The 12,376-nt window shown below is 24.5% G+C and carries 11 protein-coding genes; 1 reads left to right on the top strand and 10 read right to left on the bottom strand.

The annotated features are described in order from the left end of the window. Positions 1 to 1,260: 1,260 nt before the first annotated feature. From AACK96_RS03365 to AACK96_RS03320, 10 genes are all read right to left on the bottom strand, one after another. The gene (locus AACK96_RS03365) at positions 1,261 to 1,545 is read right to left on the bottom strand and encodes an HNH endonuclease signature motif containing protein (RefSeq protein WP_252319983.1); all 285 of its coding nucleotides are present in this window, start codon (positions 1,543 to 1,545) and stop codon (positions 1,261 to 1,263) included. An 88-nt stretch (positions 1,546 to 1,633) separates the two neighbouring features. After that, positions 1,634 to 4,036, bottom strand: a complete 2,403-nt coding sequence (locus AACK96_RS03360) for an extracellular solute-binding protein (protein ID WP_338975023.1) — start codon at positions 4,034 to 4,036, stop codon at positions 1,634 to 1,636. Further along, positions 4,036 to 5,139: a spermidine/putrescine ABC transporter permease gene (gene potB, locus AACK96_RS03355; RefSeq protein WP_174481536.1), complete on the bottom strand. Its 1,104-nt coding sequence runs from the start codon at positions 5,137 to 5,139 to the stop codon at positions 4,036 to 4,038. Before potB ends, AACK96_RS03360 begins: the two co-directional genes overlap by 1 nt. A 1-nt stretch (position 5,140) precedes the next feature. Next, complete coding sequence (gene potA / locus AACK96_RS03350) at positions 5,141 to 6,193, bottom strand: spermidine/putrescine ABC transporter ATP-binding protein (RefSeq protein ID WP_286640486.1); 1,053 nt, start codon at positions 6,191 to 6,193, stop codon at positions 5,141 to 5,143. A 20-nt stretch (positions 6,194 to 6,213) separates the two neighbouring features. Next, positions 6,214 to 6,747 (bottom strand): helix-turn-helix domain-containing protein, encoded by a 534-nt coding sequence (locus AACK96_RS03345; protein ID WP_338975022.1) that lies wholly within the window; start codon positions 6,745 to 6,747, stop codon positions 6,214 to 6,216. A gap of 351 nt (positions 6,748 to 7,098) precedes the next feature. Further along, on the bottom strand, positions 7,099 to 7,494 hold the full coding sequence (locus tag AACK96_RS03340; protein WP_338975021.1) for a hypothetical protein: 396 nt from the start codon (positions 7,492 to 7,494) through the stop codon (positions 7,099 to 7,101). A 182-nt stretch (positions 7,495 to 7,676) separates the two neighbouring features. Further along, positions 7,677 to 8,681: an NAD(P)-dependent oxidoreductase gene (locus AACK96_RS03335; protein WP_338975020.1), complete on the bottom strand. Its 1,005-nt coding sequence runs from the start codon at positions 8,679 to 8,681 to the stop codon at positions 7,677 to 7,679. Positions 8,682 to 8,710: 29 nt separating this feature from the next. Next, positions 8,711 to 9,922 (bottom strand): AEC family transporter, encoded by a 1,212-nt coding sequence (locus AACK96_RS03330; RefSeq protein WP_338975019.1) that lies wholly within the window; start codon positions 9,920 to 9,922, stop codon positions 8,711 to 8,713. 181 nt (positions 9,923 to 10,103) lie between these two features. Beyond that, positions 10,104 to 11,375 (bottom strand): hypothetical protein, encoded by a 1,272-nt coding sequence (locus AACK96_RS03325; protein WP_338975018.1) that lies wholly within the window; start codon positions 11,373 to 11,375, stop codon positions 10,104 to 10,106. A 175-nt stretch (positions 11,376 to 11,550) separates the two neighbouring features. After that, positions 11,551 to 11,868, bottom strand: a complete 318-nt coding sequence (locus AACK96_RS03320; RefSeq protein WP_338975017.1) for a hypothetical protein — start codon at positions 11,866 to 11,868, stop codon at positions 11,551 to 11,553. Between the two features lie 25 nt (positions 11,869 to 11,893). Here AACK96_RS03320 and AACK96_RS03315 point away from each other — a divergent pair, with 25 nt between their 5' ends. Further along, positions 11,894 to 12,058 (top strand): hypothetical protein, encoded by a 165-nt coding sequence (locus tag AACK96_RS03315; protein ID WP_338975015.1) that lies wholly within the window; start codon positions 11,894 to 11,896, stop codon positions 12,056 to 12,058. Positions 12,059 to 12,376 lie beyond the last annotated feature (318 nt).

Here is a 12,376-nt window from a genome sequence, read left to right as displayed (position 1 = left end):
AGAAATAGCACTAAAACCAATTATTAAAGACAACTTGATAAAAACTAAAAAAGTTTATATACCCAATAAAAATCATCCTTGAAGATATGGATATCAATAATTCCTAATTAAAGTTATATAAGATTTACATTTTTTGAATACTAAACCATATAAATTTTTAAAATGTTTGTATATGAGCAAATTTGGTGCTTTAAAATTGATTTTAAAGATATAAAGAGATTACAAATTCAATATCTTCCTCTTTTACATTTTTTTGTGATTTTCTACTAGAACTTTGACTTTTGCTTGTTGAAGCTTCACTGTTTACTTTTGATTTGTCTTTTTGAAATCCAAGAGCATTAGTAACTCTTTTTTTATTTTTTTCTAGTATTTTATAAAATACTAGAAAAAAAGAACTTTCATTGTTAATTGAAAAAATTTAGGCAAAAAAAGCACGATTATTATATCCACTAGTTGAAGGTTGATTTGTCAACTCCATTGAATTTATTTATTCTTTTTCAAGTTCTTTTAATAAGTTTTTTTTATTGTTATTTATTTTACAATTATAAATACAATAACCAATAATAATTGATGTTGTAATTAATCCATAACCAATAAAACCTGTTGTTGGTCAAAAATAATCTGACTCATAAAAATTAGTTAAATAATTTTTAATATTTGTTCATATATCTTTTTTTGTTTCAAAAAGTTCAGTACTAGTATTATTAGCATTATTAGTTTGATTATTGAAATTTGTCATTTCAGTTGTTGTTATTTTATTGAATATTTTTGATACAGGAGTTGAGATTACCGATGGTAAAGTAGTTATGTTATTAATAATTACCGATAGCATACTATCATTTCATGAATTGGTCTCCATATAAACTATCCTTTCAAAATAAAAACCTATTTGTTTAAAAATAAAACAATGGGTTAAAAACTATATTTAGTTTTTAACAATATTATAATTAATAAATTTTTAAATATTAAATATTTCTATATTATAAAAAATAGAAACTAAAATTTTCAGGATTATTTAAAATTTGTGTATTTTACTGAAATAGTTTAAATTTCCCAAAATAATTTAGTTTTTTTGATAAGTATTTTGGGAAATTTTCACTCGATATTGACATATTCTTTTTAAAAAAAGATTGAATATTTTTAATTAAAAAGAACACTAATAGTAAAATAATTTTCAAAATAATTTTTCTTAATTAAGAAAAAAATTAAATTAAAAATTCAATGATTGAATTAAATAGTCATTGAATTTTTAATTTATGATTAATTTTTTTTAATATTACATTCAACATGCATTGGTTGTAAATTTTCTAAACTATTATTATTTGGATCACCATCAATGTGATCAATATTTCAAGCAAATGCTGAAGTTGGTTGTTCACCTTGATAAGCACCTTTTATCATTGGCAAACAACATCACGGACAAGGAGCTTGCACATTCAATGTTCAAAATTCAGATAATCCTTTAAAATATTTCTCCATTTTTTGAATAGAATAGTTTCATATTTTTTCTTTGTCTTCTTTTTCTCACTTTTTACGACGTGCCACAATGAATTAACCCCTTTCGTATTAAATTATACTATAAGTTACAATATTTTTTTATATTTTTTTAAACTTAATATTACAATTTATTTTATTAACGTGCTAATAATCTATTATAAGCAGTTTGCATTTGTGGGTCAAAACTACGAGTATATAAACCGTTAAAATATCCTTCATGATGCTTACTTGGATCTAATGGATCGGGTAATTGACCATTTTTTGGAATATATACATGCTTTCAAATTTCTGCTGAAAAATTAGTACTAACTTCATCCATAGCTGCTTGTAAAGGTGAAGTATAACCAAATTCACTACTTAAATCAACTTGTGTTTGTTTTTGCATTATATAATTAATAAATTTAAAAGCTAAATCTTTATGAGGAGAATCTTTACTAATTACCATATCATCATTTCAAACATTAGTCCCCATATATGGTCTAACAACAAGGTACTTACCATTATAAGAAGCAGGATCATCAGCAATTGCAGATAATAAATCACCGTTATACATCATTGCTACATCCCACTTATTTTCATTACTAATTTCATCAACAATATCATCATTTAATAATTTTGTATTTTTATTTTTGATAACTGGTTCTAACCAATCACTTGCATCTTTAATTTCAATTGGACTATGAGCATTAATATTATCAGAAAATTCATTTCCTACTTGATTATATTGATCTGAACCAGTATTTTCTCCTCATTTATTTTTATAGTGTAAATCAGTAAGCGCAGTCATAAATAAGTTATGCATATCATCATTTAAAACGATACGTTTACCCAATTTTGCAGCATCTGTTAAAACACTTCATTGAACATTTGAACCATCAGCTTTAATACCAAGATCACTAAGATTATTTGTATTAGTAGTATTAATTACTAATACAACATCACCTCAAAAATAAGGAATACTATAACTATTTAAACCAAATTTATTTAAAATTCCATCACTATTTTCAACTCGATAATTATTCATTAATTCATATAAATCATGATTTATATCTTCTTTGGGATTAAAATCAATTCTACTATCATATTCAATATCACCTGCAGAATTTTTTGATGCAATTGGAAAAAGTCTATCTTCACTTGCTAATTTAGCCACCATATAATCACTAGGAACCATTACATCATAACTAGTAGTATACAATTTAGCATACAATGATTCATTATCATCAAAAGTTGAATATTTTATTTTAACTTGATATTTATTTTCAAATTCTTTTAAAATATTGGGATTCATATATTCGCCTCAATTAGCAATTGATAAATCATAAACATTAGTATAAATATAGAAAGCACCCAAACTAATAAAACTTGATAATAAGATGATACTAATCATAATTAATTTTCACGGTCATAGTAAAAAACGATATTTCTCTCTTCTTGATTTTGAGCGTTCTTCTTTTAACTCTTTCTTTTTTTTAATCTTATTCTTTATATGTTCAATTCAAATTGATTCCATCTCAAGTTTTGCTTCAAGTTTAGAAATTTGATTAATAAGTTTCGGGTGATTTTTAATATAATCCTGAATTTTAATAATATCTTGCTCAGTTACAATTTCAAAATTACCATCACTATATAATGATTTACGTTTTCTACCTTTACTCTTAACCTTTTTATAGTTAAAACCATTTAATTGTAAATAATATTTAGTTAACAACTTCTCAGTTTTAATAATTTTTTTATCATGATAAATACCTTTATCAATTTTTTCATTACGTTGTTTAATTTGTTTTTTGCAAAGAATATAAGTATTTCAAGAAATAATAAGTACTGCAATTAATAAAATAATTATTGTTGAAAAAGCATTAATATAAGGCTTAATTCGTTTTAAAGAATAAATAAAAGTTGAAACGTTAGAAGTATTACCGCCAGTAAAATAAGAAATTAAAAAATCATCAAAACTCATAGCAAACGCAATAGCTGCACCGGCAATTATTGCCGGTTTAATTGTTGGTAATACAATTTTACGTAGCGTATATCAAGGGGTCGCTCCTAAATCTTGACTTGCTTCTAATTGTGACATATTTATTGATCTAATTTTTGGTAAAACAGTAATAATAACATAAGGAATATTAAAAGAAATATGAGCGAAAATTAATGTTCCAAGACCAAAACTAAAACCAAATGCCATAAATAATAACATTAAAGAAACAGCAGTAACAATATCAGCATTAACTAAAGGAATATTAGTAATCCCTAAAGTAATATTACGTGTTATTTTTTTTGTTTTACTTAAACCCAAAGCAGCAAACGTACCAATAATAACAGCAACAAAAGTAGAAATAAAAGCAACAATTAATGTTACACTAACTGATTCTCAAAGTTCACTTTGTTGAAATAAATCATAATAAGGTTGCAATGATCAAGAATTTCAACTGCGAACTGAATCGCCACCATTAAAAGAGAATATCATTAAAACTAAAATTGGAGTATAAAATAATAAAAAGATAATAGCTAAATAACTATTTTTAAAAAAAGATCTCATTAATTAATACCTCCTATTTTTTTACCAGTAGCTCAACTACCAATCGCTTTTAAAGTAAAAATAATAATTAAAACAATAATACCTAAAATAACAGAAATAGCAGCACCATAAGCAAAATTAGCACCACGATAAAAATATGATTCAATAATATTTGCAATTAAAATAGTTTTTCCTTCACCAATATATTTAACTACTACTAGTGAAGTCATAGCACTTAACATCATTAAAGTAAAACCAGAAACAATACCAGGCACTGAAAAACGAAAGGTAACTTTTCAAAATGTTTTCATCTTAGAAGCTCCTAAATCTTGACTTGCTTCTAATAAATTGCGATCTGTTTTTTCTAAAGAATTATAAATTGGTAAAATAACGAAAGGCATAAACATATAAACCATTGCTAAAATAATACCAATTGGAGTTCCTAATAAAACATTAGGACCTAAAATACTAAAAATAATTTGTAATCCAATTGTACGTAATAAAATGTTAATTCAAATTGGTAAAGTAACTAAAACCCAAATATTTTTTGAAGCAATTTTTGTGGACATAAAAGCCATAATATAAGCAATGGGATAACCAAAAATAACAGCAATTAAAGTGGCAACAAATGAATAACCAATTGAACGTAATAAAACCATAACATAACTATTTTCTTTAAAAAAATCATTAAAATTACTAAATGTAAAACGAAATATTCAAGCATTATTAGTTGCTTTAATAATTGAATATAAAATTACAATTAATAATGGCAATACAATTAAAATTACCATCACCAATAAATATGGATAAGCAAGCGTAACTCATGATTTAAAACCAAAATTTACTGATTTATCTTTGATTTTATTTTTAATAAAACTTATTTTTTGGTTTGTTTTTTTTCAACATAACAATGCTTTTTTCTTTTTTACTCGTTTCATTTTCGATTTATTTTTTGCTACCTCTTGTAAAGAAACATTATTTTTTTTAAGTTTAAACCATTTTTTAAATCTATACTTTTTTTTATTTTGATTATCAATAATTTTTTCTGGATTTGAATTATTAACTAACATATCTTGTGATTTTAAAATTTGTGTTTTAATATTACGTTTAAACAAATTTTTCATTTTACTCTTCAATTTCCTTTCACATAACATGAATATCTTCAACATTTCATTTTAAACCAACACGGTTACCTACTTCAAAATTATCAGTAGTATGAACTATCCATTTGCGTTTATTAGCAATAATTTCAATTTCTCATAATAATCCTTTAAAAGCAATAGTTTTAATAGTTCCATCAAAAAAACCACTACCTGCATTAACTAAATCAATATCTTCTGGTCGAATAACAATATCAATATTACGTTCTTGTTCACCAAAACCAGTATCAGAGCATGCAAATTTTTTACCGTCAAAACGAACACAATAATCATTAACAAATACACCATTTTCAATAACATTCGAGCTACCAACAAACTGTGATGTTCATTTATTTTCAGGCTCATTGTAAATATCTTGTGGTGTCCCAATTTGTTGAATTTGACCTTGATTTAAAACAACTACCCGATCTGACATAATAAATGCTTCTTCTTGATCATGAGTAATAAAGATAAAAGTAATATTAATTTCTTCTTGAATTTTTTTTAATTCTACTTGCATTTGTTGACGTAATTTCAAATCCAAAGCAGCAAAAGGTTCATCTAATAATAAAATTTTAGGATTAAGAACTAATGCTCTAGCTACTGCTACTCTTTGTTTTTGACCACCAGATAAATCATTAACATCTTTATCTTCCATACCATTTAATTTAACCAAATCTAAAGCTTTTTTAACTTCTTTTTTGATTTTTTCACGATCAATTTTTCTTAACTTTAAACCATAAGCAATATTATCAAAAACATTTAAATGTGGAAATAAAGCATAATTTTGAAAAATAGTATTTATTTCTCTTTTATGAATTGGAATTTTAGTTAAATCCTTACCTTTAAACAATAATTGACCATTGTTTGGTTGTTCAAAACCAGCAATAATCCTTAATAATGTTGTTTTTCCACAACCACTAGGACCAAGAATGGTAAGAAATTCACCTTCATGAATATTTAAACTAATTCCTTTTAAAACAACTTTACCATCATATTCTTTGGTAATATTACGTAATTCTAAAATATTTACACTCATAATTTACTCCTTTAAATGGTTTAAAAAATTGGCGGATTTGAAACTCATAAAATAGTTACAATTGAATTATTGGGATTTTCTAAATAATGTTTTTCATTACCTTTAATATAAAATGCTTCATTAGCTACTGCTTTTACTCTCGTTGCACCATAATGAACAAATACTGTTCCACTTAATACATATCCAAAGATCTGACCTTGAAATGGCGGAATTTTATTTGAATTACCAAATGGTTTTAAAGTTAAAATTACTGGTTCTAATGTTAATTTTTGAGCATTAGGAATAATTCATTTTATTTGATAATCTTCTTCGTCACTAACAGTAACATCTTGTGATTTAAAAACTATTTTTTCTTTTACTTCACCAGCAAAAAAGGTTGATAATGGACAATCAAAAATGTCTAAAATACTTTTTAGTGTTTCAATACTGGGTGAAGAAACATCATGCTCTAACTGACTAATAAATCCCTTTGATAAATCACAACGTTTCCCTAACTCTTCCATAGTTAAATTGTGTTTCAATCTTAAAGTTTTTAACTTTCTTCCAATTTTCATATTGATTATTTTCTCCTTTTGTTTATTTATACTAAACTTTAAGTTAAATAATACAAATAAAATTATATAATATTTTTTTAAAAAAACAATTATTTATTTTATTTTTAATAAATAAAATAAATATAAAATTATTAGTGTAAAAATGTGTAATAAAAAGAATAATTTTTTCATTTTTCTACTATAAAATTAAAATAAAATTTATTACTTTATTTTAAAGTAATAAATTTAAAAAATATATTTTATTTTTTAGTAAAGAAGAAATTGATATGTTTTAATAAATTACCTTTTACATTGTTGATGTATTAGAATTGTATACACTTGTTGAAGAATATAAATTTTCTAAATTTGAATTTATAATTTTTTTGAATCTTCAAAATCTAATTTTTGCTCTTCTTGTTTTTCATCATCTTTTTTTGCTAACATTTGAGTTATTTCAAAACCACCACCGATAGCACCACTAATGGCACCAACAGCAACTCCACCAGCAACTAAACCAATAATAGTAGGAGCACCAAGAATAGCAACTCCTCCGGCTGCACAAGTAATAGAGGCCACATTAGTAGCAACATTAGCAACCGTAGAAGCAACTAAATTAACAGCCGCAACACCAATACCAACAACTTTTGCAGCACCAGTAATAACTCCAATAGTGCTACCCGCTGCAGCACCCACTGCAATAAGTTCAATGGGAGTAACATTATTTTTTACTTTATTATTTAATTTTTCTCTTTTTTCTATAATGGACATATCTTTTAATCTTTCTTATTTGAAATTTAGAATAAAAAACCTATTTACTTTATTTTAAAGTAAATAGGTAAAAAACTTATATTAAGTTTGATGTTATTATAACATAATAGATCAGTATATTTTAAAATTTATATTACCTTTTTCATATACAGTATGTAAAATAACTATAATCAATTATTAAATTAAATTTTATTTTTACATTCTTGACCAGATAAAATTACTTTTAAATTTTCATAAGTAATTTCAATCATATTTTTAACAGCTTCATCAGTATATGATCCAATATGTGGTGTCACAATAATACGCGGATATAATGATAATAATTTATTTGTAATATTATCGGGAGTTGGTTTTCCAGCAAAATCTTTGAAAAAAACTTTGCTTTCATTTTCTAAAACATCCAAACCAACACCTTTTAAATGACCACTTTTAACTGCATCATAAACTGCGTCTAAATCCATTAATTCACCACGAACTACATTAATTAAAACTGATCCAGGCTTCATTTTTGCTAAAAAATTCTTGTCAACTAAATGATAATTTTCTTCTTTAATATATGGACAATGTAATGAAATTAAATCCGATTCTTTAATTAAAGTTTTTAAATCACAATAAGTTAGAATACTTTTTGCTTGATCACTTTCATAAATATCATATCCCAATACCTTTGCTCCCATTCCATGTCATGCCTTAGCTGCTTGATAACCAATACGGCCAGTTCCAATAATACCTATTGTTGAATTACGAATTTCTTTGGCAAACATAAAATCATCAATTTTAAAATTATGATTTTGTTGATGATTAGCACTATAAAATAAATTTCGAAGTAAGCCGTTTCCCATACTTACTGCTAATTCACTAACAGCATTGGGCGAATAACCAGGTACATATGCCATTTCAAAACCTAATTCATGAGCTTTTTTTAAATCAATATGATTATAACCAACAGTTCTAGTTAATAAATATTTAACGCCATATTCTTTCATTTTTAATAAATTTTGCTCATAACAGTCACAATTAGCACGAACCATTACTGCTTCATGTCCCTTTGCCGTTTCAATATTATCCTTTGTTAAATACTCTTCAATTAACGTTAAATCATATCCATAATTTTTATTTAATGTTTCAAAAAAAAGCTTTTCTGTTTTACGAACACCATAACAAACCATTTTAATTTTTTTTGCCATATTTTTATTCCCTTTCTTTTGTTTATATTTTAACTAAATAACGGTGTTGCGCCAATCGCTGTAGTAATAATTACTCAAAATGGTAATGAAATAATTGAAAATAATGTAGCAATTAATGTTAAATTACTTGTTAACAATGGCTGTTTTTTATAAGCAATTGAATAGGCAACAATAACTGATGTTGGGGGGGCTGCTAACATGATTACAATAACGCCTAATCCAACAGTATCTAATTTTCATGCTCCAGTTTCTTTTCCAATTGCCGCAACTGCACAAACTAATGCTAAACCAAATAATGGTGCAAAAATAATTTTCATTACCATTCCAAATCATACTTTTTTATCTTGTGCAGCATCTTTAAAATTACCTTTTGCTAAAGTAATTCCAATTGCCAATCATGCTAATGGCGTACATAATGCCTCTAAAGTTTTTGTTACTTTAAACAATGGTGGAAATGTATTATCTAATCGTAATGGTGAAAAATATTGACCACTAGTAATATCATTTTGATCAGGAACAATAGCAATTCCAGGAATTAATTGTGTAACTCAAAAAATAAATCCAACCATAGTTGCAATTAAAATTGGATTTAAAAAAATCTGCTTTACATTCTTTATTAAATTTTCTCTTTTTATTACTTTCATTTCTGATTTAATTTGTGCATATCCATCAGTATTTAGTTTTGTATCAACAATAAAATCAGCACCAGTTTGTCCTTTTGTTACTACTGCTGCTTTAATAGGTTTGCTCATTACAATAAACCCTAATGAATATAAAAATATTCGATATGGAATATTAAAAATATTAGCCGGTAAGGTGGCAGCTCCATTATCAAATAGTGCTGTTACTACAGGAATTCCAAAAAATGTTGTTGAAGCAAATACAGTACACATTGCTAATGTATCTTGAATATCCTTATCATATTTAATATAAAAATATTTAGCAACTATTCCCAGTATCATATAGAATAAAAAACCAACTAGTAAAATTGCAACTTGCGTTTTAACTTGCTCTGTTGTTGTATTTGTCATAAAACCATCAAAAGCTAAAGATGGTAAACCAACAACCATAACAATTTTAATTAAAACCGCTTCTCAGTCTTTTTTAAATGTCCCTCTCTTCGTTAAAAATCAACCTAAAAAAATTACAAATATCGTTGCTAAAATTGCACTTCAAAATCCTCAAGCTTTTAATGTATTTATAACAGCTTGACCAACATCAGCTTGTAAATAAAATTGCATATTTCTTTCTATTTCTCCCTTCTTTAATACTTTCTCCTTTCTCTAAAATCTAAGTATTTTGTAACTACTTATGTGTTATTATATAACTTTCAAATAAAAAATAAAACTAATTTACCAAATTTTCAATATTGTGTATAGAGTAATAAATTTGGTAAATTAAAGTTGTAATATTTTTTTAAAGTTATAGACCCATTCTTTTCATAGTTCTAGCTGGTGATTTTTGTCTATTATCTTCTTCTGGAATAAATCCATTTACTCTAGTTTCACTAGTTTCTTTTTCTAACTCTTTTAGTTTATTTTTTCATTCTTGAAATTCTGATCATATTTCTTTTGTTTTTTCTTCGGATTCAATTTGATACTTTTCTTTTTTATTTTCAGTAAAAACATCTTTTATTTTTTTTATATGTTTAGGTTCTAAATATTTTGAAAATGCAATATTTTCTTGTCATTTTTCGTTTCATTTATTGATTGATTGGTAATATTTTTTTGAAAATTTATTTCTTTTAAATTTTCGATTTAATTCTTTTTTGCAAGTTTTAAAAGTTTTTGATTCATTTTTTTCTCTAGTTTGTAGCAAACAGTTTAAAATTCTTTCTTCTATTACTTCTTTTGAATTTAAAAATATGTCTTTTAAATATTGAACTTCTTCTTTTAAATTATTTGAGTTATTTTCTAGTTCTTTTATTTTTTGTTCTAATTCAAGTTGATACTTGTCTTTTACAATTGAAGACATTACTGGTCTTAATTTTTTAGCACATTCACATAAAATTTTGTAACAAATACCAGCAACAATACCAGCAATAGTAAAAGGTAATCAACCCATAATAGCACTTGACACAACAAATGTACTAATTATTGGTGTGATAATTATTTTAGCAATAGGAGATGTGGCACCCCACGCAATAAAAAATATTAAACCATGAAAAATCTTTCATATAAACCTTTTAAAAATTCAATATTTATCTTGTACTTCTTCTGTAATATTATCTTGTTTTTGATTTGTAATAGTTCTTACAAATTCTAAAAATGGTGTTCTAATGATAGTTGTATGTTTAGATTCTTTTTTTATAAGCTCTTCATTATTTTTAATTTCATTTAAAAATTGCTTATAACGTAAATGTCTAATTTGTTGAACAATTTCATTATTTTCAAAATAAATTAATAATTCTCAAACTTTTTTTCTTTTATCATCATGTAATCTTAATAAAAAAAAGGTTTTATCTTTTATTTTTACTATTTCATCATAAATAAAATAGTTTTCATTATTTGGTTTTTCGATAATTGTTCTAAATTGAAAACATTTTTTATCTTTTTCATCAAAATGATTTTCAAATTTACATGTTTCACCATGATGTCAATTTTGATGACACCTAATAAAATTTTTAGTAAATCATGTTAAATCTGCTACATTTCTTAATTCTTCTTCAATAATAGTTTTTGTTTGTAAACTCATTTTGATTCCCCCTTATTTAAATAAAAACCCATTATTTTAAAAATAAAAAACAATAGGTTTATTTAGTTTACACTTATTTTTGCTAAAGTTTTAAAATTATGCAATAAACTTTTTAATATTTTTCAAATATAGAAAAAAAGATTTCAATTGAAATCTTTTTTCCATATAATATTTTTTACAAGTTTGGTAAATTTAATTTAGATTTAACTGTTGATGATTGAGTTTGTAAATCAATTGCGTTGATATCTTTTTTTTCAATGTCATCAAAATCACTATCACATTCTAAATTACTTTCTAATTCATTAATTTTGTATTTTAATCTTTCTGCCAAATTCATATTGGAACTTTCAATATCATTTATTTTAAATCATTTTCCATCAAATAATAACTCATATACTATTGTTTCTTCAGATTTATCATTTGTATTTAATAAACCAGAATAATTAGATTCCTCTTTATTTGGATTTTTCAAAGTAATACTTAATTTATACATACCAAATGATAAACATAGTTCATCAATGGATAAAGAAATATTTTGAGTTCAAATTATTTGCTTAGAATCTTTATTAATACAATTCAATACTACTGACTGTAACCATTCTTTTTCTAATCCTAATAATTGCTTTGAAATAGTTATTTCTGTTGTTAATTCTTTACGAAATACTTGTGTTGCTGCTACTTAAAGTATTTTTAACGCAGCTGCTTTTTTATTAGGTGATGTTTTTAACTTTAATCTATCTAAATGACTAATCTTTGTTTGACTTTTTTCTTTATTCATAAATTTTCTCCATTCAAATTAATAATCTTATTTAATTTTATTATATGACCAAGTTCTCCATTAATGCCTAATATTTTAACTATTAATAAATTCATTATTTAAATAACATAGTTATTCGAAAATTATTATTTTTATTTATTTTACTGTTTTATTTAACATATCTTTTTATCTTCCTTTTCTCTAAAACTTTAATTTAATAAAAATTCCTAATATAGATAAATTT

Origin of the sequence: Spiroplasma endosymbiont of Tricholauxania praeusta (genome assembly GCF_964019535.1) — a bacterium.
In the GTDB taxonomy this organism is placed as follows: domain Bacteria; phylum Bacillota_I; class Bacilli_A; order Mycoplasmatales; family VBWQ01; genus Spiroplasma_E; species Spiroplasma_E ixodetis_A.
This window is presented reverse-complemented; position numbering and strand designations above follow the sequence as displayed.